This is a genomic window from Paraburkholderia sp. 2C (assembly GCF_054589215.1).
On the sequence record NZ_BAAILL010000080.1, the window covers coordinates 77684 to 103615 of the forward strand.

Genomic DNA, 25932 nt, shown 5'->3' on the forward strand with positions numbered 1-25932 from the left:
CGCGCCGGATGGCCGCATGCCGCGGTCGCGGCGCTTGCGACGCTTGCCGTGCTGGGCCTTGCATGGGCGCATGATGCGCGCCGCCGGCCCGTGTCGCTTAAAATCGGGCCCGATGGTTTGACCGCCTGGAACCGTGCCGGGCAGCGGGTCGCGCAGGGGCGTATCGCGGGTTTCGCGCAATGGAGCGGTTGGCTGCTGTCGGTCGCGCTTGTAAGCGACAATGGGCGCTCCCGCACGTTGCTGGTCACCGCCGACATGCTTTGCTCCGACCATTTCCGTGAACTGTCGGTGCAGGCCCGGCGCGCCGCGCACGGGGCAATGTAACGACTGTTACCGCGGTTACTGCTGTAACGTGACGGGATGAAGGGGACGCTACAATGGTCCCCCCGCGGGCCCCTTGCTAACGGATTTATCAGGTGAGCGAAAAAGAAATTGATCAGGTGCTGGTCGAGCGCGTGCAGAACGGCGACAAGGCCGCGTTCGAGCTTCTGGTCACGAAATACCACCGCAAGATCATCCGGCTGATCTCGCGCCTCGTGCGGGATCCCGCCGAGGTCGAGGACGTGGCCCAGGATGCGTTTATCAAGGCATACCGGGCGCTTCCGCAATTCCGCGGCGAATCGGCTTTCTATACGTGGTTGTACCGGATTGCCGTGAATACGGCGAAGAACTACCTTGCGACGCAGGGCAGGCGGGCGCCCACCTCCACCGAAGCGGACGCTGAAGAAGCTGAAACTTTCTCGGATGCCGACCAACTAAGGGATATCAACACGCCCGAGTCGATGTTGATGAGCAAACAGATCGCAGAGACGGTCAATGCTGCGATGGCGGTTTTACCGGAAGAGCTGCGCACCGCCATTACTCTTCGTGAAATTGAGGGTTTGAGTTACGAGGAAATCGCCGAAATGATGGGTTGCCCGATCGGCACCGTCAGATCGAGAATTTTCCGTGCTCGCGAAGCCATTGCGGCAAAATTGCGTCCGTTGCTGGACACCCCCGAGGGCAAGCGCTGGTAGTCGCGTCGGGGCAGCGGTCCAATATCTGGGTCAGGTGGTGTCACTACGGGGTGTCTGTACAGATGGGGAGCATCATGGGGTCGGTTTCGTTGCATTCGCAGGCGAATTCGCAGGCCAATCTGCAATCGGGCTCGCGCGGCGAGCGTTTGTCTGCCTTGATCGACGGTGAATGGCAAGGAGACGCCGACGCATTCATTGCCGCGCTCGATCATGAAGACCGCGCGGCGTGGTCGAACTATCATCTGATCGGCGACGCACTGCGTTCCGACGATCTCGCGCTGAGCGCGAGCGCCAGTCGCGCGTTTATGAGCGGCTTTGCGGCGCGCTTCGAAAACGAGGCACACATCGTCGCGCCCTCCGCGTCGCGCACCGGCGGCGCAGTAGCGCAGCGTAAGCCGTTCGGCCTGCGTCTCGTGCCGGCGTTCGCGGTGGCAGCCGCGGCCGCCACGCTCACATGGATCGTCGTCCCGCAGCTGCAGGGCGTAAACACGGGTCTGCAGAATGCATCGCAGATCGCCTCGTCGGGTGATCGCGTGCAGCGCGTGGCGATGGCGTCGATGCCGGCCGCGACCGCGCAGCCCGCCGTGCAGGACGCGAATATCATCCGCGACGCGAGTCTCGATCAGTACCTCGAGGCTCATCAGCAATTCGCGCAGCAGCCGTCGATGGGCGGCGCGATGCCGCTGATTCGCGCGGCCGTCACGACGCCAGGCCGCTAGGGTCTGCGATAGGGTCCACAGGATCGATAGCTCGATGCAGACTTTGCGGTTCAATAAAACCAACACCTGGGGACGGCTGCCGGCACTTCTGTTCTGCGCGGCCGCATTGCTTTCAGCGTTATCCACTTCGCCTCGCGCATTCGCGCAGGACGATTCGCCGGTCCGCCACAAGGCGGCCGAACTGCTTAATCGGATCCATCAGGCTGCGCAGCAGCAGAACTACGAGGGCGCGTTCGTCTATCAGCGCGGCACCTTCGTGCAGACCTCGCGCATCTCGCACTATGCGACGCGCAACGATGGCGAATACGAGCAGCTCGAAAGTCTCGACGGCAAGCCGCGCAAGATGCTGCGCCATAACGACGAGCTTTATACCTTCGTACCTGAACGGCATCTGTGCGTCGTCGAGCAGCGGCAGAACAAGGATTCATTTCCCGCCTTGCTGTCGGCGAGCAGCGACGACGTGCTGTCGGTCTATGAGCCGAAGATTCTCGGCCGCGATCGCGTCGCGGGCCTCGAAGCGGACGTCATCGAGCTCGATCCGAAAGATCAGTACCGTTTCGCCTACAAGCTGTGGGCCGACACCAAAACGGGCTTGCTGCTGCGCGCGCAGACGCTCGATCCGAACGGCGACGTGCTCGAGCAGCTGTCGTTCTCGCAAATTCGCATCGGCGTGCCGGTCGACAAAACGCCGATTGCCGCGGGCATTCGCAATACGGCCGGATGGACAGTCGTGCATCCGCCCGTCGAGCCGGTCGATATGGAAGCGCAGGGCTGGCAGATCACGCCGAACGTGCCGGGCTTCAGAAAGATTCGTGAACTGCGGCGCCCGATGGCCGCGCACGACCCGAGCAATCCACCGATTCCCGTCGATCAGATGGTATTTTCCGATGGCCTTGCGGCTATTTCGATCTTCGTCGAGCCAGTCGAAAAAAATACACGGAAGGAAGGCGCGGGCAGTACGGGGGCAACCCATGTGCTCGTCAAGCGCCGCGGGGACTTCTGGATTACCCTGCTTGGCGAAGTGCCCCAGGTCACGTTGCAGCAGTTCGCGTCTGCCATAGAATACAAGCCTCCCAAGTAATCCATCGGTTTACGACGACATGACGAATCTCTCGGTGCGAAAATTCCTCGCGGCCGCGTTGCTGGCGGCTTGCCTGCCGTTTCTGCCGCATGCGGCGGTGGCGGCGCCCGCAGCGAGCCTTCCCGATTTCACCGACCTCGTCGACAAAGTCGGCCCCGCGGTCGTCAATATCCGCACGACCGCGCACGTGCCGAGCAGCAACCGCGGCTTGCCGCCGGGGATGGACGACGGCGACATGTCCGAGTTTTTCCGCCGCTTCTTCGGCATTCCGCTGCCGCAGTCGCCGCAATCGCCCCATGGCGGCGGCGGTGGTGGCGGTGGCGGTGGCGACAATCAGGGTGGCCAGGGCGGCGGTAGTCAGGGCGGACAGGGCGGCGGCGACTCGCAGCCCGACAACAGCGATTCCGAAACGAATAGCGGCGTCGGCTCCGGCTTTATCCTGTCGTCTGATGGTTACGTGATGACCAATGCGCACGTGATCGACGACGCCGACACGATCTACGTCACGCTCACCGACAAGCGCGAATTCAAGGCAAAACTGATCGGTGTCGACGAGCGCACGGACGTCGCGGTCGTGAAGATCAACGCGACGAATCTGCCGACCGTCACGATCGGCGATTCGAACAAGGTGCGCGTGGGCGAATGGGTCGTCGCGATCGGTTCGCCGTTCGGCCTCGAGAACACGGTGACGGCCGGCATCGTCAGCGCCAAGGGGCGCGATACCGGCGACTATCTGCCGTTTATCCAGACCGACGTCGCGGTGAACCCCGGCAACTCGGGCGGGCCGCTCATCAATATGCAAGGCGAGGTGATCGGCATCAACTCGCAGATCTACAGCCGCACCGGTGGATTTATGGGCATCTCGTTCGCGATTCCGATCGACGAAGCGATGCGCGTCGCCGATCAGCTGAAGACGTCGGGCAAGGTCGTGCGTGGCCGCATCGCGGTCGCGATCGGCGAAGTCACGAAGGACGTCGCCGATTCGCTCGGCCTGCCGAAGGCGCAGGGTGCGCTTGTGAGCAGCGTCGAGCCGGGTGGTCCGGCCGACAAGGCAGGCGTGCAGCCGGGCGACATTATCCTGAAGTTCAACGGCCATCCGGTCGATACCGCCACCGATCTGCCGCGTATGGTCGGCGACACGAAGCCCGGCACGAAGACGTCGATCACGATCTGGCGTAAGGGCCAGACGCGCGATCTGTCGGTTACCGTCGCCGAGATGCAGCCGGACAAGACGGCGCGCACCGACCAGCGCAAGCCGCCCGCGCCGAAGCAGCAGGCGTCGAATGCGCTGGGTATCGCGGTCAGCGACATCCCGTCCGATCAGCTCAAGACCCTGAAGCTGCGTAACGGCGTGCAGGTCGATGCGGTCGAAGGGCCGGCCGCGCGCGTCGGGCTCGAGAAGGGCGACATCATCCTGCGGATCGGCGACACCGACGTGACGAGCGCCAAGCAGTTCGACGAGATCACCGCGCATCTCGATCCGCAGAAGATGGTCGCGCTGCTCGTTCGCCGCGGCGACAACACGCAGTTCGTGCCGATCCGTCCGCGCGCGTCGGCGCAGAAGTGACCGCGAAAGTGGCTCGACCAAGCCACCCGGCAACAAACCCGGCGCCGCGTGGGCCGGTCGCGTTCACGCTCTATGGGCGCGCATGGTGTCATCTTTGTGACGACATGCGCGCTGCACTCGAACCACTTCTGGTAGAGTTCGGCGCACGCGTCGATGTCATCGATATCGATGCCGACCCGGCGCTCGAAGCGCGTTACAACGAGGCGGTGCCCGTGTTGATGTGCGACGGCGTCGAACTGTGCCGCTATCGCCTCGACGAGACGCGTGTGCGTGCGGTGCTGGCCACGCGAATCGATGCGCCGGCTCGCTGATGCGATTACAAAAGCTGTCTCGCCAACCGTCCACGCTGTCCCGCACCCCCGCAAATCCGCCTGCCGCAGCCCTTTTCAGCTAAAATAGGCAGGTTTTTCAGTCAGTTTACAAGGCGTGCTTCGCGACCCACCGAGCGCGCCTTTTTTGCTTGATCGGCCTTGAATGGATCATATTCGTAACTTCTCGATCATCGCGCACATCGACCATGGCAAGTCGACGCTTGCCGATCGCATCATCCAGATTTGCGGCGGCCTGTCGGACCGCGAAATGGAATCGCAGGTGCTCGACTCGATGGATCTCGAGCGCGAACGGGGCATCACCATCAAGGCGCAGACCGCCGCGCTTTCCTATAAGGCGCGCGACGGCAAGGTCTACAACCTGAACATGATCGACACGCCGGGCCACGTCGACTTCTCGTACGAGGTCAGCCGGTCGCTGTCCGCCTGCGAAGGCGCGCTGCTCGTCGTCGATGCGAGCCAGGGCGTCGAAGCGCAGACGGTTGCTAACTGCTACACCGCGATCGAACTCGGCGTCGAAGTGGTGCCGGTGTTGAACAAGATCGATCTGCCTGCCGCCAACCCCGAAAACGCGATTGCCGAAATCGAAGACGTGATCGGCATCGACGCCACGGAAGCCGCGCATTGCAGCGCGAAGACCGGGCAGGGCGTCGAAGACGTGCTCGAATCGCTGATCGCGAAAGTACCGCCGCCCAAGGGCAATGCCGACGCGCCGCTGCAGGCGCTCATCATCGACTCGTGGTTCGATAACTACGTCGGCGTCGTGATGCTGGTGCGCATCGTCAACGGCACGCTGCGCACGAAAGAACGCATCCGCATGATGGCGACCGGCGCCGAGTATCCGGTCGAGCACGTCGGCGTGTTCACGCCGAAGTCGCGCAATCTCGAGACGCTGTCGGCGGGGCAGGTCGGTTTTATCATCGCGGGCATCAAGGAACTGACGGCGGCACGCGTCGGCGATACGGTGACGACCGTCAAGAGCCCAGCGCCCGAGCCGTTGCCGGGCTTCAAGGAAGTCAAGCCGCAGGTGTTCGCCGGCCTCTATCCGGTCGAAGCGAACCAGTACGACGCACTGCGCGAATCGCTCGAAAAGTTGAAGCTCAACGACGCCTCGCTGCAATACGAACCGGAAGTGTCGCAGGCGCTCGGCTTCGGCTTCCGTTGCGGCTTCCTCGGCCTGCTGCATATGGAAATCGTGCAGGAGCGGCTCGAGCGCGAATTCGACATGGACCTGATCACCACCGCGCCGACGGTGGTCTACGAGGTCCTGCAGCGCGACGGCACGATCGCGATGGTCGAAAACCCCGCGAAGATGCCGGACCCGTCGAAGATCGAGGAAGTGCGCGAGCCGATCGTTACGGTGAACCTGTACATGCCGCAAGACTACGTCGGCTCGGTCATCACGCTTTGCACGCAGAAGCGCGGCAATCAGATCAACATGCAATACCACGGCCGCCAGGTGCAGCTCACCTACGAAATTCCGATGGCCGAAATCGTGCTCGACTTCTTCGATCGCCTGAAGTCCGTCTCGCGCGGCTACGCGTCGATGGACTACGAGTTCAAGGAATACCGCGCGTCCGACGTCGTGAAGGTCGACATGCTGATCAACGGCGACAAGGTCGACGCGCTGTCGGTGATCGTGCACCGCGCGCAAAGCCAGTACCGTGGCCGCGAAGTCGCCGCGAAGATGCGCGAAATCATCCCGCGCCAGATGTACGACGTCGCGATCCAGGCGGCGATCGGTGCGCACATCATCGCGCGCGAAAACATCAAGGCGTTGCGCAAGAACGTGCTCGCCAAATGCTACGGCGGCGACATCACGCGCAAGAAGAAACTGTTGGAAAAGCAGAAGGAAGGCAAGAAACGGATGAAGCAGGTCGGCTCGGTCGAGATTCCGCAGGAGGCGTTCCTCGCGATCCTGCGCGTTGAAGACAAATAAGACGAACAACGGGAACCCCTCAATGAATTTTGCATTGATTCTTTTTGTGCTCGTCGTTTTGACGGGCATCGCATGGGTTGCAGACAAGCTCTTTTTCATGCCGCGGCGGCGGCGCGCGGCGGATGCGGCCGTCGCGGAATTCGACAATCAGCAGGAACGCGTCGGCGAGCGCTTCGCCGACGAAAACCCGGCGCAAACGCGCGCGAAACTGCGTGACGAAAAGCTGCGCCAGCCGTGGTGGCTCGAATACACGGCGAGCTTCTTCCCGGTCATTCTGGTCGTGTTCGTCGTGCGCTCGTTTGTTGTCGAGCCGTTCAAGATCCCGTCGGGCTCGATGGTGCCGACGCTGCTGGTCGGCGACTTTATCCTCGTGAACAAATTCGATTACGGGTTGCGCCTGCCGATCGTGAACACGAAGGTCACGTCGGGCCATCCGCTGCAGCGTGGCGACGTCGTCGTGTTCCGCTACCCGAAGGACGAATCGGTCGACTACATCAAGCGCGTGATCGGCTTGCCCGGCGACGTGGTCGCGTATCAGGACAAGAAGCTCACGATCAACGGCAAGCCGGTTCCGGAGACGCCGCTGCCCGATTACTTCGATGAAGAGCGCATCGGCTATGCGAAGCAGTTCGAAGAAGATATCGACGGCCGCAAGAACCGCATCCTGAATAACCCGGCGGTGCCGCCGTTCATCGTCGGCGCGGAAGACTACCCGTTTCGCAACAACTGCGACTATAACGACCGCGGCGTGATCTGCAAGGTGCCGCCGGGCAACTACTTCATGATGGGCGACAACCGCGACAACAGCGCGGACAGCCGCTACTGGGGCTTTGTGCCGGACGCGAATGTCGTGGGCCGCGCGTTCTTTATCTGGATGAACTTCAGCAACCTCAAGCGGATCGGCTCGTTCCAGTAGTGAACGGCCTTTTCCTCGCGAACGAAGCGGGCCGCGCGCGGTGAGCGCGAGACAAGGCCCGCTTCGATGCTCGTTTCGATTCCGGCAGGGCGAACTGCGTTTGTGCGTCGTGACAATCACGTCTCGCCATGTCATGCACGACGACGGTTGCGTTGCCATGTCGAAACGGTCCTGAATCGCCGCGCCGAATCAGAGCCGCGTGAATCACGGCCTGAGTTGCAGCTTCGAATCACGGCCTCGAATCACGGCCTCGAATCATAATCTCGAATTACAGCCTCGAATTACAGCCTCGATCGCAGCCCCGAATCACGCTGCAAAACCTGGGCGGCGTGTTATCACGCTACTTTAAGAACCTGTTGTAACGTCGCTTCACCACGCCTGTTCGCGTGCCGGTCCGCGTTTTCGCCGGGGCTGGCGCCCGCGTTATACTCTGCCCATGCCTTCATCTCCGCTGGAAAGCCGGCTGCGCTACGAATTTCGCAATGCGGAATTGCTGCGCCAGGCTCTCACTCACCGCAGTCATAGCGCCACGCATAACGAACGGCTCGAGTTTCTCGGCGATTCCGTTCTCAATTGCGCGGTGGCGGCACTTTTGTTCCAACGTTTCGGGAAACTTGACGAAGGCGATCTGTCGCGCGTGCGGGCCAATCTCGTCAAACAGCAATCGCTTTACGAAATCGCTCAGGCCCTGAATATTTCGGACGGGCTTCGTCTCGGCGAAGGCGAACTGCGCAGCGGCGGCTTCCGGCGGCCGTCCATCCTCGCGGATGCGCTCGAGGCGATCCTCGGGGCCATTTTCCTCGATGGCGGCTTCGAAGCGGCCCAGACCGTCATTAAACGGTTGTATGTGCCGATTCTCGACCATATCGACCCGCGTACGCTGGGCAAGGACGCGAAGACGCTGCTGCAGGAATACCTGCAGGGCCACAAGATTGCGCTGCCTACCTACACCGTCATCGCGACCCATGGTGCGGCGCACAATCAACAGTTCGAAGTCGAATGCACGGTGCCGAAACTCGACGTCAAGGTCTCCGGTTCCGGCGCAAGCCGCCGTGCGGCGGAGCAGGCCGCTGCGAAAAAGGCGCTCGACGACGTGATGGCGGCGGCACCCGCCGTCGTCGCGAAGCCGAAACGGTCGAAAAGCGCGCGCGCCGCGAAGCACGCCGAAGCGGAAATCGTCCCCGGTGTGACCGGCGTGCAGACGGCGCTCGACCTGCGTGCGCCGGACTTGCGCAAGGCCGAGCGCGCGGCGCGCGGCGAGGCGAAGGCGGTGGCCGAAGCGCTCGCCGAGCGGGCCGCACCGGCGGCTGCGGTAAGTTCGGCGGCACCGCTCGCGGTGATTCGCGCCGCGCATGTCGAATACAGTCAGGGTCAAGGCAGTGGCGGTAACAGCGGCGGCAGCGACAGAGCGGACAAGGCCGACAAGTCGGAAAAGCTCGAGAAGACCGGCGACAAGGGCGCGGAGCGGTCTGACGACAAGCTCGCGCGCGGCGAGAAGCCCGAGCGCGCCGACCGGCAAGCCGACCGCACCGATGCGGCGACGCGTCCGCCCGACCGGCCTTCGGATCTGACCGAAACCACGGGTGGTCCGGGCGGTCACGGCGAACAGGCGGCGGACAATCCCGAAGCCGCTGCGCCCGTTGCGGACAAACCGGTGGAGAAGGTTCCCGGGAAGGCGCTGGAGAAATCCACCGACACGCCTACCGAAAAATCCGCCGACAAGACCGCAGACAAAGCGGACAGAGCGGACAGAGCAGATAAAGCCGACAAGTTAGCCGAAAAAGCCGGCGACAAAGTTGAACGTGCCGCCGACCGATCCGCGGATCGAACGGCGGACCGACCCGCAGACCGAGCCGGAGACAGATCCGCCGACAAGCCCGAATCCGCCGCCCGCGCAACGAGCACGAACGGCAACATCAACGGGACCACAAACGGGACCATAGGCGGGACAACAAATGGGACCACAAGCGGGACCACAAGCGGAACCACAAACGGAAACGCTAACCTGAATCCAGCCGACCGCGATAATCCGGCCGACCGGTTCGAAGCCGCCGTACGCAGCACCGAAAAAATAACGGCCCGCGGCCGGGAAGCCGCTGGTGCGGCGGCCGCCGAAGCGGACCTCGAACCCGGCATCGCAAGCGCGCTGCACACGCGCGTCGCCGACGCGGGCCATTGATCCACCACGATTGCTCCCGACTGATTCCAGCAATCGAGCTGACCGAACATCATTGCTGTGCCGCCGCTTTCGCCATGACCGCTTGGCGCGCGTGCGATGCAATGCCAACCGGCCCGAGTCAGTCGTAGCGTAAGCCCCCGAATATGAATACGCCCATTACACCAGGATTTCGTTGCGGCATGGTCGCCATCGTCGGCCGTCCCAACGTCGGCAAGTCGACGCTGATGAACGCGCTGGTCGGCCAGAAAGTCAGCATCACGTCGCGCAAGGCGCAGACCACGCGCCACCGCATCACCGGCATTCGCACGCTCGACGACGCGCAGTACATTTTCGTCGATACGCCCGGCTTCCAGACGCGCCACAGCGGCGCGCTGAACCGGTCGCTGAACCGCGCGGTCACCTCGACGCTGACCTCCGTCGACGCGGTTCTCTTCGTGATCGAAGCAGGCCGCTTCGGTCCCGACGACCAGCCGGTGCTCGACCTGATTCCGCCGTCGGCGCCGACGCTGCTGATCGCGAACAAGCTCGATCGCGTGAACGACAAGGACACGCTGTTCCCGTTCATGCAGAAGATGGCAGGCCTGCGCGAATTCAGGGAAATTGTGCCGCTGTCGGCGAAGAATCCCGACGACATCAAGCGGCTTTTCGAGACCGTGAAGCCGTATCTGCCGGAGGGCGACCCGATCTACGGCGAAGACGATCTGACCGATCGCAGCGAGCGTTTCCTTGCCGCCGAAATCCTGCGCGAAAAAGTATTCCGCTGGACCGGCGACGAATTGCCGTACACGAGCACGGTAATCATCGACAAGTTCGAGGCCGAAGGCCGCCTGCGCCGCATCTTCGCGACGATTCTCGTCGAGCGCGATTCGCACAAGGCGATGATCATCGGCCAGAAGGGCGCGAAGCTGAAGCAGATCAGCACCGAAGCGCGCCTCGATATGGAAAAGCTGTTCGACGGTCCCGTGTACCTCGAGACTTTCATCAAGGTGAGGAGCGGGTGGGCCGACAACGAAGCCGGACTGCGCGCGTATGGGTACGAATGACGCATGGATGACGCTGCCGCCGGAAGCAGAGCCTGATCCGCCAAAGGATCAGGCTGCTGCCGCAGCCGCGCCGGAAAGCGCGGATGCACCGGCGCAACAAGGTCGAGGTCGTACCGGGCGCTCCGCTACGCGCGCTTCTTCGACGGCTTCGCCGAAGTCTTCGAGGCCGTCGAAGAAGGCCGAGGCAACACGAACGGCCGGCGACGACTTCGCCGACGAAGCGCTGCTTGAAGCGCGCGATCAGGCGACCGGCAACGCCAGCGCAGCAAACGCAGCCGCAAGCGACGAAACCGCGCGCACTTCGCCCCGCGCCGCCCGGCCGGCGCGCCGCGCCTCGTCGCGTGCTCCCGCTTCCGAATACCGCATCTCCGAACAGCCGGCCTTCGTTCTGCACAGCTATCCATATCGCGAAACCAGCCTGATTCTCGATGTGCTGTCGCGCGATCATGGCCGCCTGGCCTTGATCGCAAAAGGCGCCAAGCGCCCGCACTCGGCGCTGCGCGGCGTGCTGCAAACATTTCAGCCGCTCTCGCTCGCATGGACCGGCAAGTCCGAAATGCGCACGCTGACGGGCGCCGAATGGGTCGGCGGCATGCTGCCGCTGGCCGGCGACGCGTTGCTCTGCGGCTTCTATGCGAACGAGCTGCTCGTCAAGTTCTGCGCGCGCGAAGACCCGCATCCGCAACTGTTCCACCACTATGTGGTGACGCTCACGCGCCTTGCGCACGATGAACCGCCGGTGCAGGTGCTGCGTTCGTTCGAACGCGTGCTGTTGCGCGAGACCGGTTACGCGATGTCGCTCGACCGCACGGTTGCGCGCAAGCCCGTGCTCGCCACCGGCCGCTACGTGTTCGATCCGGAGCGCGGCGTGCGCGACGTACGCGACGCGTCCGGCGATCTGCCCGCGCAATGGCCTGTTGTATCGGGTCAGACCTTGCTCGATATGGAGCAGGACGATTACCATCGTGCGCAGACGGTTGCGCAAAGCAAGACGCTGATGCGCTTCCTGCTTAACACCTACCTCGGCGGCACGCCGCTCGCGACGCGCCAGATCCTGATCGACCTGCAGAACCTATGAGCTTCTTTCTCACGTCGCCGCACGCGATCGACCTGGGCGTCAACATCGACCACGTCGCCACGCTGCGCAATGTGCGCGGCACTTCCTACCCCGATCCGATCCGCGCGGCGCTGGCAGCCGAGGAGGCGGGCGCCGATGCGATCACGCTGCATCTGCGCGAGGACCGCCGGCATATCGTCGACGCCGATGTGCGCGCGCTGCGCACGCAACTGAAAACGCGGATGAATCTCGAATGCGCGGTCACGCGGGAGATGCTCGATATCGCGTGCGAAGTGCGGCCGCACGATGTCTGCCTTGTGCCGGAAAAGCGCGCCGAGCTGACCACCGAAGGCGGTCTCGACGTCGCCGGCCACTTCGATGCGGTGCGCGACGCGTGCAGGCAACTCGCCGACGCGGGCTCGCGCGTCTCGCTCTTCATCGATGCCGACGACGCGCAGATTCGCGCCGCCCACGAAGCCGGTGCGCCCGTGATCGAACTGCATACGGGTGCCTACGCCGAAGCGCACGACGCAGCCGCGCAGCAGCGCGAATACGAGCGCGTCGTGCAAGGCGTCGAACTGGGCCGCTCGCTCGGGCTCAAGGTCAATGCGGGGCACGGCCTGCACTACACGAACGTGCAGCAGATCGCGGCGATCGAAGGGATCGTCGAACTGAATATCGGCCATGCGATCGTTGCGCATGCAATCTTCGCCGGCTGGGACAACGCGGTGCGCGAGATGAAGGCGATCATGGTCGCCGCGCGTCTTGCCGCACGCGCCTGATCGGAACGCGAGCCGCTTTATGGCGATCTATGGCATCGGTACCGACGTCGTGCAGGTGAGCCGCGTAGCGGCGGTGATGGAACGCACGGGCGGCCGGTTTGCGGAAAAAGTGCTCGGCCCGGACGAACTGCGCGTCTATCGCGCGCGCCATGCGCGCTCCGCGGTGCGCGGTCTCGCGTTTCTGGCCACGCGCTTCTCGGTGAAGGAAGCGTTCTCCAAAGCGATCGGTCTCGGCATGCATTGGCCGATGACCTGGCGTGCGCTGCAGACGCTCAACGAAGCGGGTGGCCGGCCGTACGTCGTCGCCTCCGGCGAGCTCGCCGACTGGCTCGCCGAGCGCGGCATCACGGCGCGCGTGACGCTATCCGACGAACGCGACTATGCGGTGTCGTTCGTGATTGCGGAAACCGGTGCGGAATCCGGCGCGCGCACGGATGCATAGTCCGGTGCGCCGTGCAGTGCCCGGTATGGCGCGCAGGCTCGGGCTCCGCCGGGCGCCCGGCCCGTTATCACACGATTCGCGCCATGCGTGCTTGTCCGCCTCCCGTCTGAACCATTTCTCCGGCGCGGCGCCATGCATCGGCTGCCGCGCTGTTCGCCTGTCCTTTTCCTCCGTTTCCTCACGATGAAGAAAACCTCTGCTGGACCGGTCATGCTCGACGTCGTCGGCAAGACGCTCAATGCGGCCGACAGGCGCCGTCTCGCGCATCCGATGACGGGCGGCGTGATCCTGTTTGCGCGGCACTTCGAAAGCCGCGCGCAGCTGGTCGCGCTGACCGATGCGATCCGCGATGTGCGCGACGACCTGCTGATCGCCGTCGACCACGAAGGCGGCCGCGTGCAGCGCTTTCGCACCGACGGCTTCACGGTGCTGCCGTCGATGGGCAAGCTCGGCGCGCTGTGGGACGACGACGTGCTGCATGCGACGAAGGTCGCGACCGCGGTCGGGTACATTCTCGCGGCCGAACTGCGCGCATGCGGTATCGATATGAGCTTTACGCCGGTACTGGACCTGAACTTTGGCCAGTCGCAGGTGATTGGCGACCGCGCGTTTCATCGCGATCCGCGCGTCGTGACAATGCTCGCGAAGAGTCTCAATCACGGGCTCGCGCTCGCCGGCATGGCGAACTGCGGCAAGCATTTCCCGGGGCACGGTTTCGCGCAGGCGGACTCGCACGTCGCGGTGCCCATCGATGAACGCAAGCTCGATGAGATCCTCGCGGAAGACGCCGCGCCGTATGACTGGCTCGGCATGTCGCTCGCGTCGGTGATTCCCGCACATGTGATCTATCCGCTCGTCGACTCGAAGCCGGCCGGTTTTTCGCGCGTATGGCTGCAGGACATTCTGCGTGGCGCGCTCGGGTTTACGGGCGCGATTTTCAGCGACGATCTGTCGATGGAAGCGGCGCGCCAGGGCGGCACGCTGACCGAGGCTGCGACCGCGGCGCTCGAAGCGGGCTGCGACATGGTGCTGATCTGCAATCAGCCGGAAGAGGCGGGCAAGGTGCTCGACGCGCTGCGCGTCAAGCAGTCGAAGGCATCGCGCCGGCGCATCAAGCGCATGCGGCCGCGCGGCAAGGCGTTGACGTGGGACAGGCTGGTCGATGAGCCCGAGTATCAGCGCGCCCAGACGTTGCTGCGCGACGCGTTCGCGTGAGGGTTGATTGAGCCGCGAACAAGCGAACAAGCGAACCAGGCGGCCGAAACAAAAAGAAAGGCGCAAGCTCAACTGCTTGCGCCTTTCGTCTTTCTGCCTGCCTGATCGCTTCCCGATCGCTTCCCGATCGATGTGCAGCGACGTATTTATCAGTTCAACCGCATCCGCTGCAACTTGTTGTACAGCGTCTTCGGACTGATTCCCAGCAGCGACGCCGCACGGTGTCGCGTGCCGCCGACCGCGTCGAGCGTCGCGCGAATCAGCATTTCCTCGACATCCGCGAGCGGCGTGCCGACCGTCACCTGCACGCGTCCGCCGTTCAGATCGCGCCCAGCGATGCCATGCGTTTCGTCCGCGCGCAGCGTTTCGAGCACATCGCCCGAGGCCTGATACGCGCGCCGCACGCGCTCCTGCAACTCGCGCACATTGCCCGGCCATTCATACGCGAGACACTCGCGCAGAAAATTCGGCGAGATCAGCTTCGTCGCGTCCGCGATGCCGCGCGCATTCGCCTCGCGATTCAGTTCGTCGACGACCGCCTCGGCGAACAGCGCGGGGTCGTCGCCGCGCTCGCGCAACGGCGGCAGCGACAGCGCTGCCGCTTCGAGCCGCAGCCCGAGGTCTTCGTGCAGCGATCCATCGGACACCGCCGCGCGCGGATTCTTGCGCGTCGACGCGATCAGCCGGAAATCGGTCACGACCTGGTGGGTGCCGCCGACGCGCATAAAGGTCTGCGAGTCGAGCGCGCGCAACAGCGCTTCCTGCTGCGGACGCGGCAACAGCGCGATTTCGTCGATAAACAGCGTGCCGCCGCTTGCCTGTTCGAAGAGGCCCGGCTCGCGCTGGTCGGCGCCGCTGAACGCGCCGCGCTCATGGCCGAACAGCAGGCTGTCGAGCGGCCGTCCGCCGCCGACGGCCGCAGCCGCCCGGCAGTCGAAGACGATAAACGGCCCCTTGCGGCGCCGGCTCATCTCGTGCAGCGTGCGCGCGGCGACTTCCTTGCCGGTGCCCGCTTCGCCCGTGATCAGCACGGCCGCCTCGGTCGGTGCAACATGCTCGATCGTGTCGTAGATGTGCTGGATCGCGCCGCTGCGGCCGATCATCGGGCCGAAGCGGCCGATCTGGCGCAGCCTTGCGCGCAGTGTCTGCACTTCCTCGGTCAGCTCGTACGGCCGCGGAATGCGCGCGAGCAGACTGCGCAGACGCGGGATATTGACGGGCTTGAGCAGGTAGTCCCAGATGCCGTGGCGTAATCCCTCGATTGCGCTTTCGACCGTGGCGTTGCCGGTCATCACGATCACCGGCAACGCGCCGCCTGGCGGCTGCACCGGCAGGTGCTGCAGCAGATCGAGGCCGCTGCCGTCGGGCAGGTTCAGGTCGACGAGTACGACGTCCGGGATGAAGCGCGTCAAGGCGGCGCGCGCTTCGGCGAGCGTAATAGCGGTGTCGACCGAAAAACCGTCGGCGGCTAGGATCGCCGACAGGCCGGACAGGCTATTGGGATCGTCTTCGACAATCAGGGCATGTGGCATAACGAGCGCAATTTTTTCAAAGGAACGGAAACCCGTTGCGCCGGGAATCCGGACGCATGCGGGGCACGGTATCGGGCTGGTGCGGTCAGTCGAATTTCGGACGCGGCGTTTCGACACATATCTGTTCTGGTCCTGTTGCCTCCGGTAACGCTCATGAACCCTGTTCTGTGTGACTCGTTTGTCTCGCTGCGCGTGTGGCCCGTTGCAGGCTTGTATCGCCCGTCTTTGCCACCTCATTTGCTGCATTTGTTTTGCTGTGCATTCGTTTTGCTGTGCATTCGTTTGCTGCATTCACGAGCCGGGGCGGCGCTGACTGGCCGCACAGCAGAGAGCGGCGTCGGGACATGAACCGGCATGAGCTCCGGTCGGGCGCGTGTTCTCTGCTTCGTTTTCCGGCGGCCGCGTGCGCTAACTGCCCGGCGCGCACGGGTGACTGCGCAAAAACTGGCTATCCGAATCGACGACGGCCGAATCGACGACAGCCGAATCGACGACAGCCGAATCGACGACAGCCGAATCGACGACAGGCCGCCGACTACAGTTCGCGATTGGTGTCGAAGAAGCGGCGCACTTCGCGTTCGGCCTCGTCACGTGTCTTGCCGTAACGTTCCTGGATCAGGCCGGCGAGCTTGTCTGCGCGGCCCTCGGCCTTCGTCAGTTCGTCGTCGGTCAGTTCGCCCCACGCCGTTTTCGCCTTGCCGATCATTTGCTTCCACTTGCCTTCAGCGATGTCGTTGTTCATTGATACCTCCCTTGTTCAATGAACCGCCCGGATATTTGAGCGGCTGAATCGTACATAAGCAGAGGCCGTGCCAGAGGAACAATGTGCTGCGGAATCAATGGCCTGACGTTTTGGCGACCGGGTTACCTGTGCAAATTTGCATAAATTTCCGGTAAAGATTTCCACCACCATACACGGTCGTGGAAAAAAGAAAAAGCGCCCAAAAAGGGCGCTTTCGCAAAGGTGAGCCGCGCGGGGCGCGGCTCCTGAGTGAAGCCTGCGCTTTCCTTACGCGCGGCTGCGATACTCGTGCGTACGGGTATCGATTTCGATCTTGTCGCCGATATTGCAGAAGAGCGGCACCTGCAGTTCGAAGCCGGTGTTCAGCTTCGCATTCTTCAGCACTTTGCCCGACGACGTGTCACCCTTGACCGCCGGTTCCGTGTACACGATCTCGCGGACCAGCGTGGTCGGCAGTTCGACGGAGATCGCCTTGTCGTTGTAGAAAACGACTTCGCAGGCCATGCCGTCTTCGAGGTAGTTCAGCGCGTCGCCCATCATTTCGGCTTCGACTTCGAACTGGTTGTAGTCGGCGTCCATGAACACGTACATCGGGTCGGCGAAATACGAGTAGGTGACTTCCTTGCGGTCGAGCACGACGACGTCGAATTTGTCGTCGGCCTTATAGACCGTTTCCATGCCCGCGCCCGTCAGCAGGTTCTTGAACTTCATCTTGACGACGGCGGCATTGCGGCCCGACTTGTTGTATTCGGCCTTCTGCACAACCATCGCGTCGTTGCCGATCATCACGACATTGCCGGTGCGGAGTTCTTGAGCAATCTTCATAAAACTGTCCTGTACGAAATATTGTGCTTCAACGTTGCTTGCCCAGCGGCGTGCCGCGGTTCACGCGGCGGTCATATTCGCAACGATGCTGCGAAGATGGCCGCCTTGGGTTTCATCCTCGGGTTTCAGCTTTGGGTTCCAGTTTTGGGTTTCAGCTTTTGGGTTTTAGCCTTATCAGGCAAAGCTGCAGGCGGCCGTCGGCTAACCGTTTATTTTAACTGAGATTTTGCGTATTCCGCCAGATTTCCGGCGAGGTCGCCGGCGCGCGCGAGTTCGTGCGCCCATTGTCCGGCGCGTGCCGTCAGTGCCGGCAGGTGATGCGCAAAATCGGCCCACAGCGCGGCCCAGTCGGGCGTGCCGACACCGTTCCACGCATGCCAGACGCGCGTCAGCGCATCGCGCGCGGCGGGCGGCAGCGCGGGCGGCTGCTCGCCGGACGCATCAGGCGGTGGCGCACCGATCGGCGAACTGAGCGGCGAACTGAGCGTGGCACTGAGCGTGGCACTGAGCGTGGAACTGAGCGTGGAACTGAGCGTGGCACTGAGCGTGGCACTGAGCGTGGCACTGAGCGGCGCGCCGCCTGCATAGTGCGCGAGTGCGGCGTCGAGCTTGGGCAGATGCGCGTCGTCGGCTTGCGGATAGATCTGCCAGACGAAAGGGCGCGCGGCCCACTGAGCGCGCACAAACGAGTCTTCGCCCCGCACGAAATTCAGATCGCTTGCCCACAGCAGCCGGTCGTAGCCGGGTTGCTCGGTGAACGCGAGCGCATGTGCGGTCAGGCTGCCGCGCGTTGCGTGCGTGCCCGCCGCGAACGACGGCAACCCGAAGAAGCGCGCCAGAGCGCCCGAGATCCGCCCTTCGGGCACCAGCAGCACGACCGGCGCGGGCGCGGCGCGCCATTGTTCGAGCAGCGCGTCGACAGCCGGATTTTCATAGGCGAACAGTGAGATCACGGTCGAGCCCGCAGCAGGCGGCGCTGCGCCGACCGTGTCGTGCCACCACTGCGCGCGTGCGGCTTGCGACGCTTCGAATGCGGCCCGTTGCGCGTCGAGATCGCGCTCCTTGAGCACACCGCCGGTGCCGGGCGCGAGACCCGGGAAGAAAAACGTCTTCACGAGCGGATAGCGCGGATGCGGCGACGGCCGCAGATGGAAATCGGCGACCCAATCCTCGGCGCTCAGATACTCGAGGTTGATCCAGACCGGCGCGTGCGCGCGGCGCGCCATCGCCGCGACATAGACAGGCGGCAGTTCGCACGCGAACGCCTCGATCACGACATCGGCGACTTCGAGCGTGTCGCCCGCATGCGCGGGCTCGTGCCAGTGCTCGACGACGATGCCCCGCACCGTCTGGCGCGCGCGGTTCGTGTCGACCGCCGGGCACAGCGCGTGGAACGCGCGCAGATCGTCGACGAACACGCGCACCTGCCAGCCGTGTTCGGCCGCAAGCTGACGCGCGAGGCGCCAGCACACGCCGATATCGCCGAAGTTGTCGATGACCGCGCAAAAGATATCGCAGGCGATGGCCGCGCTTTGCGCGCCGGCCGGGGCCGGCTGCGTATCGGAGCTTGCGGCGTTCGCGGTGCGTGCATCGCTGGTGGCGCCCGCGGCTGCAGGAGCGGCCTCGATCGGTTGCGTACCGGGTTGCGTACCGGGTTGCATACCGGGTCGCACATCGGAGTGCGCGGCCGAAGACGATGGCTGTGTGCTCGAACCGGGTGGCGTGCGCGAAGCATGGCGGACGGTGGGACGGGCAACTGGACGGGAAGCGGGACGAGAAGCGGGACGGGAAGCGGCGGACATGGCGGACATGGCAGACATGACGACGGGCCCGTGAACCTGCGTGGGCGCGGCAAGAGCGGAATGTTCTAAACTGGCGATTCTAAGTCCAATCACCGCCCGCGCGCGGCACTCAGTCCGATCCTGCATGGCCCACTCCGACGCTTCCGCTATTCCAGTAGACTTCGAGCCGAAAAAAGTGCTCGCGCAATTGCCGCATCTGCCGGGCGTCTACCGCTACTACGATGCAAGCGGCGCCGTGCTGTATGTCGGCAAGGCGCGCGACCTGAAAAAGCGCGTGTCGAGCTACTTTACGAAGACGCTGCTGTCGCCGCGCATCGCGATGATGGTCACGCGCATCGCGCGCATTGAGACAACAGCGACGCGTTCGGAAGCCGAAGCGCTGTTGCTCGAGAACAATCTGATCAAGGCGCTTGCGCCGCGCTACAACATCCTGTTTCGCGACGACAAATCGTACCCGTATCTGAAGCTGACCGGTCATCAGTTTCCGCGCATGGCGTACTACCGTGGCGCGGTCGACAAGAAGAATCAGTACTTCGGACCGTTTCCGAGCGCATGGGCGGTGCGCGAGAGCATCCAGATCCTGCAGCGCGTGTTCCAGTTGCGCACCTGCGAAGACTCCGTGTTCAACAACCGTACGCGGCCGTGCCTCCTGCATCAGATCGGCCGTTGCACGGCGCCGTGCGTCGGCGCGATCGGCGAGGAGGACTACGCGCGCGATGTAGCGAATGCGTCGCGCTTTCTGCTCGGCCGTCAGTCGGAAGTGATGAGCGAGCTCGAACAGAAGATGCACGCGTTCGCAGCCGAACTGAAGTTCGAGCAGGCCGCGGCGGTACGTAACCAGATGAGCTCACTATCGACGGTGTTGCACCAGCAGGCGATCGAAGTGGGCGGCGACAATGACGTCGATATTCTCGCGGTCGTGGCGCTTGGCGGTCGCGTGTGCGTGAACCTCGCGATGGTGCGCGGCGGGCGGCATCTCGGCGACAAGGCCTATTTTCCGGCACATGTCGAGAGCGCGCTGGTTGTCGATGAAGGCGAACTGGGCGATGAGAGGGCGGAGGACGGCGCTGCGTTGGCGCTGACGGCGGACCTCGCCGATGCAGACACCGGCAACGATGCGCTCGATGCGCTTCAATCCGGCGAAGCGGACGAAGCGGACGAATCCGGCGAAGCGGACGAAGACGACGCGCAGAACGAAGCAAACGCAGGCACCGGCAGCGACGCAGACATCGCGGACGAAGCCGCCGCACGCGCCGCGCACGCGCTCGAATCCACCGCCGCCGACACGCCAGCATCCGCATCCACCGCCGCGAACGTCGGCGGCAACTCAGCATCGAACACCCGCTCGCGCTTGCCGGGCATCGAATCCGACGTGCTCGAAGCCTTTATCGCGCAGCACTATCTCGGCAACCGCATCCCGCCCGTACTGGTCGTGAGCCACGCGCCCGCGAACAGGGAACTCGTCGATCTGCTCACCGAACAGGCCGGCCACAAGGTCGCCGTGCTGCGCCAACCGCAAGGCCAGAAGCGTGCGTGGCTCGCGATGGCCGAGCAGAATGCGCGCCTTGCGCTCGCGCGGCTGCTGTCCGAACAAGGCTCGCAGCAGGCGCGCACGCGCGCATTGGCCGATACGCTGAACCTCGAATGCGAAGATCTCGCGAAGCTGCGCATCGAGTGCTTCGACATCAGCCATACGATGGGCGAGGCGACACAGGCGTCATGCGTCGTTTATCACCATCACAAGATGCAGTCGTCCGAGTACCGGCGCTACAACATCACCGGCATCACGCCCGGCGACGACTACGCGGCGATGCGTCAGGTGCTTACGCGCCGCTACGAGAAGATGGTCGCGCAGGCCGCCGCGAATGCCGCCGACGAAGCCGCGACGCTGCAAACCGAAGCCGCCGCGGACCCGCTCGTCACGCCCGATGCGGCCGAGCCCGTCGCCGCGGGCGGCACGTTGCCGAATATCGTGCTGATCGACGGCGGCAAGGGGCAGGTCGAAATCGCGCGTCAGGTGTTCAACGAACTGGGGCTCGATCTCGGAATGCTGGTCGGCGTGGCGAAAGGCGAGGGGCGCAAGGTCGGCCTCGAAACCCTCGTGTTCGCGGACGGCCGGACGGCGCTCGAGCTCGGCAAGGAAAGCGCGGCGCTGATGCTCGTTGCGCAGATCCGCGATGAGGCGCACCGCTTCGCGATCACCGGCATGCGCGCGAAACGCGCCAAAACGCGGCAGACGTCGCGGCTCGAGGAGCTCGAAGGCGTCGGCGCGAAACGGCGCCAGCGCCTGCTCGCGCGCTTTGGCGGCTTGCGCGGCGTGGTCGCGGCGAGCGTCGACGATCTGGCGAGCGTCGAAGGCATTTCGCGCGCGCTTGCCGAGCAGATTTACCGGCAGCTGCATTGAGTTTGCCGGTGCGCCGGCGCATCGGCACATGCCGGACAAAGGCGGCCGGATGTGAACTGGTTGCGCCGCATGCCGTCCGGTTGCCGTATGCCGGACTTTGCCTGATGTTTGCTGGCTTGTAGCTGTCTCATTGAGACGGCACAATTGCAACTCCATTTTTCAGAACCCTGTCGCTGCCCATGCCGTTTAATTTCCCGATCTTTCTGACGTGGCTGCGGATCGTGCTCATTCCACTCGTCGTGGGCGTGTTTTACCTGCCTAACTCCATGATGAGCCCGGAGCACCGCAATCTGGCGGCGATGGTCATTTTCATTCTGGCGGCCCTGACCGACTGGTTCGACGGCTATCTCGCGCGCAAGTGGAACCAGACGTCGGCTTTCGGCGCCTTTCTGGATCCGGTCGCCGACAAGCTGATGGTGACCGCGGCGCTGCTCGTGCTCGTGCAGCTCGCGCGGCTCGATGCGGCGATCGCGCTCGTGATCGTCGGTCGTGAAATCGCCATCTCGGCGCTGCGCGAGTGGATGGCGCAGATCGGCGCGTCGAAGAGCGTCGCGGTGAACTCGCTCGGCAAGTTCAAGACCGCATGCCAGATGGTGGCGATTCCGATGCTGCTGCTTTATGGGCCCGTGCCGTTTCCTGGCGGGTTCGTGCTCGACACGCGCGTGTGGGGCGCCTGGCTCATTTATCTCGCCGCGGTGCTCACGATCTGGTCGATGCTTTATTACATGAAGCTCGCGTGGCCGCAGATCCGCGAGCGCGGCGGTGCGGTGTGATAAGCGGCTTAGGTGACCTTGTATGCGTCCATGGGCAGCTTCGTGCGCGAGGTTGCGTATGGTTGCACGCGATCCGAATGACCCGTTCGCGGACGCGGTAAAGCTTGCGGCAGCCACGCCGCAAAAAGGGTTGACACGTTTCAGTGCTTTATACATAATCTCGTCTCTCCGGTGCGGGCGGTTCTGAAAGTGGATGCGCTGGGGTAGGTGCAAGAAGCAGATGCAATGCGGGAGTAGCTCAGTTGGTAGAGCGCAACCTTGCCAAGGTTGAGGTCGCGAGTTCGAGACTCGTCTCCCGCTCCAGAATTCGAAGCGGCGTTCTGAAGGTGTTGAAGGTTGGGTCGCGATTGATTCGCGGCGCTTCAGGCGGTGCAAAAGTAATACACTGCAAGATGCTCGTTTGAGTGGCTTTGCAGGATCGCGCGGGAGTAGCTCAGTTGGTAGAGCGCAACCTTGCCAAGGTTGAGGTCGCGAGTTCGAGACTCGTCTCCCGCTCCAGCAATAAAGGGAAGCAAGCTGGGGAAGCGAAGCTTCCCTTTTTGTTTGGTCGTTTTTTTGTTCGGCAGGCTTCCAGCAGGCCAATCACATTTTCTGCGGACCGTTGCATGTGCAACAGCATGTGCGCATTGAGTAACGTGTCCAGGTTCCGCAGTCCGCTTATGGCGCGATAGCAAAGCGGTTATGCAGCGGCCTGCAAAGCCGTTTAGACCGGTTCGACTCCGGTTCGCGCCTCCAGAAAGAAGCCCCGATCAAGTCATGACTGGTCGGGGCTTTTGCTTTGGCGGTAACGTTTCGCGTCATCCACTTCACGTGATGAGAACCATGTCCGATTCGCAACGACCCGCTTCAAACCAGGCGCCGCACCTCGACTGGCGCTGGAAAGCCTTCGACGACCTGACCAACGTCGAGGTCTACGACATGCTCGCCGCGCGCAGCGCGGTCTTCGTCATGGAGCAGAACTGTCTGTACGGCGACATCGACGGACTCGATCGCGACGCGTGGCATCTGCTCGCATACGGTTCCGGGTCCGGTGCAGCGGACCGCAAGCTCGCAGGCTATCTGCGCGTGCTATTGCCCGACGCGGAAGACGCGGATATCCGTATCGGCCGCGTACTGACCACGGCCGATTTTCGCGGCATCGGGTTGGGCAAGGCGATGCTCGAACGCACGTTGAGCCATATCGATGCGCAGTGGCCGGGCACGCCGATTCGTCTGCATGCGCAGGCGCATTTGCAGGCGTTTTACGGTGCGTACGGCTTCGAGCCGATTTCGGAAATACACGAAGAAGACGGCATTCCGCATGTCTGGATGCGCTCGGTCTGACCGTTATCGCGGCGTGTGCGCCGAGCGGGGCTCCGCTAACGGCGGCGTCGCGACCGGCCGTCCGTCGGCGGCCTGACCGCCAGCACGCTCGTGGCGCAAACGTCCGCGTGCCGACAGGCGTATCCAGTGGCGCAACGCGATCAGCGCGCCGATCACGCTCATCATCGACCCCGGAATCCATAGCAGCAGCCCGCCGATCTGCTGATCACGCATCGGGCTAAGCCAGGTGAACGCGCGACCGCAGATCGAATAGACGGGATACAGCTCGTGCGTCGAAAAGAAAATGAACGCGCCAAGCAGGATTTGCGGCGGAATCGCGGCGACGACAAGCAGAATGCGCCGTCCCGGCGACAGTCGCGCGGGCGGCGCCGGACGCGAATCGAGCACGAGCCACCAGAACATCAGCCCATCGATGACCATGCTCCAGTTCATCACGCGATAGAGCCGCCAGTCGATCATCGCGACGAAATGAATCGGCGAGAGCAGCCAGAAATAGATCAGGCCCACGAACAATACGACGGCGACGACCGGATGCAGCAGCACATCGAGCGTCGCGCGCACGCAGCGCGTCTGTAGGGCGGGTCGCACAAAGCGTTGCCGCCAGCTGAACGGAATGCCCGCGCGCAGCGCCGCCCCCGGATACGACAGCGCGATAAAAAACGGCCCGAGATGATGGAGCACCAGATGCTGCGCGCGATGCATGAAGAACTCATGCTCGAAGTAGTAATCGAGCCGCGTATGCAGCACGGCATAGAGCGCGCCCAGCCCGAACCAGAACGACAGTTGCCGCGCGAACGAGACTCGGGCCTTGCGAGCGCCGCGCGCAAACAGCACAGCGGTCGCGAGCATCACGATCACGACCGTCGGCGACGGTTCCCACGGTTCAAGCCAGTACAGCAGATTCATCGTGACCATCCAGCGCAAGCATCGCGAGGTCCAGCGGGTTGATCGCGCGCAATCTACAGACCCGCGCATACCTACACACATCCACGCAAAGCCGTGCAAACCTCGCGCAAACCGTCAGTTGGCTTGCGCCGGCGATTTGACGGGAAACGCCGTATCGAGGGTCTCGCCGTCCGAGAAATGCAGCTTCAGATGCACGGTGTCGCCGGGCGCGATCTTGTGCTTTGCGTCTTCGAGCATCACGTGGTATCCGCCCGGCGAGATCTGCGCTTCGCCATGCGGCGGCACCGTGAGCTTGTCGACCATCACCATCTTCTGCGTCGAGCCGCTCGATACCGTTTGATGCAGCATCGCGCTGCCATAGTCGGCGCTCGAGATATCGACGAGGTCGATCGGCTTGTCGCTGCTGTTCGCGAGTGTCACATAGCCGGCGGCGGGCAGGTTATTCGGCAGCCAGCGGACCCACGCGTTCTTCACTGCGATCGATTGCGCGGCGCCGGCCGCATGCGCGCCGGCCGCGAACATCAGCGCGAAGGACAGCGCGACGGTTTGCGTCAACGTCGACGCGAAGTTAAAGCGATGCATCGAGAAGGTCAGTGGTCTCATGTTTATGGGTCATCGTGGGAACGGGGACGGTGTCAGCGAAATGCATTGGGCGCATCGGCGCAATGCATCACGAACGAGCCTCAATGATACGGCGCAGATCCTGCGCGATCTGATCCGGCGTATCCTGGTCCGTCGCGAGCAGCCGCGCATGGCCTTGCGCGTCGAAAATATAGACAGCCGAACTGTGTGTGACTTCGTAATTGCCATTCGGGTCGCGCTTCTCCATCTGATACGCGACGCGATAGCGTTGTGCGAGCGATTCGATCTGCGCGTCGCTGCCGGTCAGGCCGCGCGCATGCTGCGCATCGAATGCACCGACATAGTCGTGCAACGCTTGCGGCGTATCGCGCGCCGGGTCGACGGTCACGAACAGAATGCGCACCTGTTGCGCGTCGGGGCCGAGCTTGCCGAGCACCTGCATCAATCGGGCCATCGTCTCGGGGCACACATCGGGGCAATGCGTATAGCCGAAGTAGACGAGCGCCGTGTGACCTTTGAACGAGTCGCCGGTGACCGGTTTGCCGTCTTCGCCGGTCAGCGAGAACTGCAAGTCGGGCAAATGGCCCGTCACGTCGGTCAGGTGCCACGACGCTTCGTCGTGCGAGCAGGCCGTGAGCGTGCCGGTCACGCACAGCGCGAGCGCTAGTGCGGCGAGGCCGCGAACGGGCACACGCGATGCGCGCGGCAAGCGCACGGGCCGCAGCGCGCACAAGCGGGCGATCAGAAAACGCGTGAAC

The 25932-nt window shown here is 63.6% G+C and carries 23 protein-coding genes, 3 tRNA genes and 1 pseudogene; 20 read left to right on the top strand and 7 right to left on the bottom strand.

Annotated elements, in window-relative coordinates; translation table 11 throughout:
* The 14 genes and pseudogenes from ACYPXD_RS33565 to nagZ form a co-directional block, all read left to right on the top strand.
* On the top strand, positions 1–324 hold a 324-nt coding region (locus ACYPXD_RS33565; protein WP_459722737.1), incomplete at its 5' end, for a hypothetical protein.
* Between the two features lie 92 nt (positions 325–416).
* Positions 417–1016 (top strand): RNA polymerase sigma factor RpoE, encoded by a 600-nt coding sequence (gene rpoE / locus ACYPXD_RS33570; RefSeq protein ID WP_075157742.1) that lies wholly within the window; start codon positions 417–419, stop codon positions 1014–1016.
* 74 nt (positions 1017–1090) lie between these two features.
* Positions 1091–1735, top strand: a complete 645-nt coding sequence (locus tag ACYPXD_RS33575; protein ID WP_459722742.1) for a sigma-E factor negative regulatory protein — start codon at positions 1091–1093, stop codon at positions 1733–1735.
* 34 nt (positions 1736–1769) lie between these two features.
* Entirely contained in the window at positions 1770–2816 is a 1047-nt protein-coding gene (locus ACYPXD_RS33580) for a MucB/RseB C-terminal domain-containing protein (protein ID WP_459722747.1), read from the top strand.
* A 19-nt stretch (positions 2817–2835) separates the two neighbouring features.
* Complete coding sequence (locus ACYPXD_RS33585) at positions 2836–4383, top strand: DegQ family serine endoprotease (protein ID WP_459722751.1); 1548 nt, start codon at positions 2836–2838, stop codon at positions 4381–4383.
* 8 nt (positions 4384–4391) lie between these two features.
* Positions 4392–4694 carry a glutaredoxin family protein gene (locus tag ACYPXD_RS33590; protein ID WP_459722756.1) on the top strand — a complete coding sequence of 101 codons (303 nt, stop codon included), beginning with the start codon at positions 4392–4394 and terminating at the stop codon, positions 4692–4694.
* A gap of 163 nt (positions 4695–4857) precedes the next feature.
* Positions 4858–6651, top strand: coding sequence for a translation elongation factor 4 (gene lepA / locus ACYPXD_RS33595; RefSeq protein WP_459722762.1), 1794 nt, complete (start codon positions 4858–4860; stop codon positions 6649–6651).
* A gap of 22 nt (positions 6652–6673) precedes the next feature.
* On the top strand, positions 6674–7567 hold the full coding sequence (gene lepB, locus ACYPXD_RS33600) for a signal peptidase I (protein WP_459722768.1): 894 nt from the start codon (positions 6674–6676) through the stop codon (positions 7565–7567).
* Positions 7568–8003: 436 nt separating this feature from the next.
* Positions 8004–9018 (top strand): annotated as a pseudogene (rnc, locus tag ACYPXD_RS33605) (ribonuclease III); the annotation flags it as partial.
* Positions 9019–9889: 871 nt separating this feature from the next.
* On the top strand, positions 9890–10789 hold the full coding sequence (gene era, locus ACYPXD_RS33610) for a GTPase Era (RefSeq protein WP_459722773.1): 900 nt from the start codon (positions 9890–9892) through the stop codon (positions 10787–10789).
* Positions 10776–11867, top strand: coding sequence for a DNA repair protein RecO (gene recO / locus ACYPXD_RS33615; RefSeq protein WP_459722777.1), 1092 nt, complete (start codon positions 10776–10778; stop codon positions 11865–11867). Before era ends, recO begins: the two co-directional genes overlap by 14 nt.
* The gene (gene pdxJ / locus ACYPXD_RS33620) at positions 11864–12628 is read left to right on the top strand and encodes a pyridoxine 5'-phosphate synthase (RefSeq protein WP_459722781.1); all 765 of its coding nucleotides are present in this window, start codon (positions 11864–11866) and stop codon (positions 12626–12628) included. Before recO ends, pdxJ begins: the two co-directional genes overlap by 4 nt.
* 19 nt (positions 12629–12647) lie before the next feature.
* The gene (gene acpS / locus ACYPXD_RS33625; RefSeq protein ID WP_459722784.1) at positions 12648–13070 is read left to right on the top strand and encodes a holo-ACP synthase; all 423 of its coding nucleotides are present in this window, start codon (positions 12648–12650) and stop codon (positions 13068–13070) included.
* Between the two features lie 183 nt (positions 13071–13253).
* Positions 13254–14285, top strand: a complete 1032-nt coding sequence (nagZ, locus tag ACYPXD_RS33630) for a beta-N-acetylhexosaminidase (protein WP_459722788.1) — start codon at positions 13254–13256, stop codon at positions 14283–14285.
* Positions 14286–14434: 149 nt separating this feature from the next.
* Here the strand turns inward: nagZ and ACYPXD_RS33635 are convergent, their stop codons facing one another.
* The 4 genes from ACYPXD_RS33635 to earP form a co-directional block, all read right to left on the bottom strand.
* Entirely contained in the window at positions 14435–15817 is a 1383-nt protein-coding gene (locus ACYPXD_RS33635) for a sigma-54-dependent transcriptional regulator (RefSeq protein WP_459722790.1), read from the bottom strand.
* Between the two features lie 535 nt (positions 15818–16352).
* On the bottom strand, positions 16353–16559 hold the full coding sequence (locus tag ACYPXD_RS33640; protein WP_459722793.1) for a CsbD family protein: 207 nt from the start codon (positions 16557–16559) through the stop codon (positions 16353–16355).
* A 267-nt stretch (positions 16560–16826) separates the two neighbouring features.
* Positions 16827–17384, bottom strand: a complete 558-nt coding sequence (efp, locus tag ACYPXD_RS33645) for an elongation factor P (protein WP_459722796.1) — start codon at positions 17382–17384, stop codon at positions 16827–16829.
* A 209-nt stretch (positions 17385–17593) separates the two neighbouring features.
* Positions 17594–19045, bottom strand: a complete 1452-nt coding sequence (gene earP, locus ACYPXD_RS33650) for an elongation factor P maturation arginine rhamnosyltransferase EarP (protein ID WP_459722799.1) — start codon at positions 19043–19045, stop codon at positions 17594–17596.
* A gap of 265 nt (positions 19046–19310) precedes the next feature.
* On the opposite strand from earP, the gene uvrC reads away from it, so the two are divergent.
* The 6 genes from uvrC to ACYPXD_RS33680 all read left to right on the top strand — a co-directional run bounded on the left by uvrC (position 19311) and on the right by ACYPXD_RS33680 (position 23686).
* Positions 19311–21590 (top strand): excinuclease ABC subunit UvrC, encoded by a 2280-nt coding sequence (gene uvrC / locus ACYPXD_RS33655; RefSeq protein ID WP_459722803.1) that lies wholly within the window; start codon positions 19311–19313, stop codon positions 21588–21590.
* A 179-nt stretch (positions 21591–21769) separates the two neighbouring features.
* The gene (gene pgsA / locus ACYPXD_RS33660) at positions 21770–22363 is read left to right on the top strand and encodes a CDP-diacylglycerol--glycerol-3-phosphate 3-phosphatidyltransferase (RefSeq protein WP_459722807.1); all 594 of its coding nucleotides are present in this window, start codon (positions 21770–21772) and stop codon (positions 22361–22363) included.
* A 227-nt stretch (positions 22364–22590) separates the two neighbouring features.
* Positions 22591–22666, top strand: a tRNA-Gly gene (locus ACYPXD_RS33665).
* A 119-nt stretch (positions 22667–22785) separates the two neighbouring features.
* A tRNA-Gly gene (locus ACYPXD_RS33670) sits at positions 22786–22861 on the top strand.
* 163 nt (positions 22862–23024) lie between these two features.
* A tRNA-Cys gene (locus tag ACYPXD_RS33675) sits at positions 23025–23098 on the top strand.
* Positions 23099–23185: 87 nt separating this feature from the next.
* Entirely contained in the window at positions 23186–23686 is a 501-nt protein-coding gene (locus tag ACYPXD_RS33680) for a GNAT family N-acetyltransferase (protein ID WP_459722812.1), read from the top strand.
* A gap of 3 nt (positions 23687–23689) precedes the next feature.
* On the opposite strand, the gene ACYPXD_RS33685 is transcribed toward ACYPXD_RS33680, so the two are convergent.
* From ACYPXD_RS33685 to ACYPXD_RS33695, 3 genes are all read right to left on the bottom strand, one after another.
* On the bottom strand, positions 23690–24592 hold the full coding sequence (locus ACYPXD_RS33685; protein ID WP_459722815.1) for a cytochrome c oxidase assembly protein: 903 nt from the start codon (positions 24590–24592) through the stop codon (positions 23690–23692).
* 114 nt (positions 24593–24706) lie between these two features.
* A complete protein-coding gene (locus tag ACYPXD_RS33690) occupies positions 24707–25114 on the bottom strand; it encodes a copper chaperone PCu(A)C (RefSeq protein ID WP_459723091.1) in 408 nt (135 codons plus the stop codon).
* A 148-nt stretch (positions 25115–25262) separates the two neighbouring features.
* Positions 25263–25919, bottom strand: a complete 657-nt coding sequence (locus tag ACYPXD_RS33695) for an SCO family protein (RefSeq protein WP_459723094.1) — start codon at positions 25917–25919, stop codon at positions 25263–25265.
* Positions 25920–25932 lie beyond the last annotated feature (13 nt).

What these genes read in the sequence shown, in the direction of transcription:
- ACYPXD_RS33680 (WP_459722812.1), top strand. Translation starts at nt 23,186, where the DNA reads ATGTCCGATTCGCAACGACCCGCTTCAAACCAGGCGCCGCACCTCGAC.
- ACYPXD_RS33690 (WP_459723091.1), bottom strand. Translation starts at nt 25,114, where the DNA reads ATGTTCGCGGCCGGCGCGCATGCGGCCGGCGCCGCGCAATCGATCGCA.
- earP (WP_459722799.1), bottom strand. Translation starts at nt 19,045, where the DNA reads ATGCAACCCGGTACGCAACCCGGTACGCAACCGATCGAGGCCGCTCCT.
- acpS (WP_459722784.1), top strand. Translation starts at nt 12,648, where the DNA reads ATGGCGATCTATGGCATCGGTACCGACGTCGTGCAGGTGAGCCGCGTA.
- ACYPXD_RS33640 (WP_459722793.1), bottom strand. Translation starts at nt 16,559, where the DNA reads ATGAACAACGACATCGCTGAAGGCAAGTGGAAGCAAATGATCGGCAAG.
- ACYPXD_RS33585 (WP_459722751.1), top strand. Translation starts at nt 2,836, where the DNA reads ATGACGAATCTCTCGGTGCGAAAATTCCTCGCGGCCGCGTTGCTGGCG.
- ACYPXD_RS33685 (WP_459722815.1), bottom strand. Translation starts at nt 24,592, where the DNA reads ATGAATCTGCTGTACTGGCTTGAACCGTGGGAACCGTCGCCGACGGTC.
- recO (WP_459722777.1), top strand. Translation starts at nt 10,776, where the DNA reads ATGGGTACGAATGACGCATGGATGACGCTGCCGCCGGAAGCAGAGCCT.
- era (WP_459722773.1), top strand. Translation starts at nt 9,890, where the DNA reads ATGAATACGCCCATTACACCAGGATTTCGTTGCGGCATGGTCGCCATC.
- pdxJ (WP_459722781.1), top strand. Translation starts at nt 11,864, where the DNA reads ATGAGCTTCTTTCTCACGTCGCCGCACGCGATCGACCTGGGCGTCAAC.
- lepA (WP_459722762.1), top strand. Translation starts at nt 4,858, where the DNA reads ATGGATCATATTCGTAACTTCTCGATCATCGCGCACATCGACCATGGC.
- ACYPXD_RS33575 (WP_459722742.1), top strand. Translation starts at nt 1,091, where the DNA reads ATGGGGTCGGTTTCGTTGCATTCGCAGGCGAATTCGCAGGCCAATCTG.
- ACYPXD_RS33580 (WP_459722747.1), top strand. Translation starts at nt 1,770, where the DNA reads ATGCAGACTTTGCGGTTCAATAAAACCAACACCTGGGGACGGCTGCCG.
- efp (WP_459722796.1), bottom strand. Translation starts at nt 17,384, where the DNA reads ATGAAGATTGCTCAAGAACTCCGCACCGGCAATGTCGTGATGATCGGC.
- lepB (WP_459722768.1), top strand. Translation starts at nt 6,674, where the DNA reads ATGAATTTTGCATTGATTCTTTTTGTGCTCGTCGTTTTGACGGGCATC.
- nagZ (WP_459722788.1), top strand. Translation starts at nt 13,254, where the DNA reads ATGAAGAAAACCTCTGCTGGACCGGTCATGCTCGACGTCGTCGGCAAG.
- ACYPXD_RS33635 (WP_459722790.1), bottom strand. Translation starts at nt 15,817, where the DNA reads ATGCCACATGCCCTGATTGTCGAAGACGATCCCAATAGCCTGTCCGGC.
- pgsA (WP_459722807.1), top strand. Translation starts at nt 21,770, where the DNA reads ATGCCGTTTAATTTCCCGATCTTTCTGACGTGGCTGCGGATCGTGCTC.
- uvrC (WP_459722803.1), top strand. Translation starts at nt 19,311, where the DNA reads ATGGCCCACTCCGACGCTTCCGCTATTCCAGTAGACTTCGAGCCGAAA.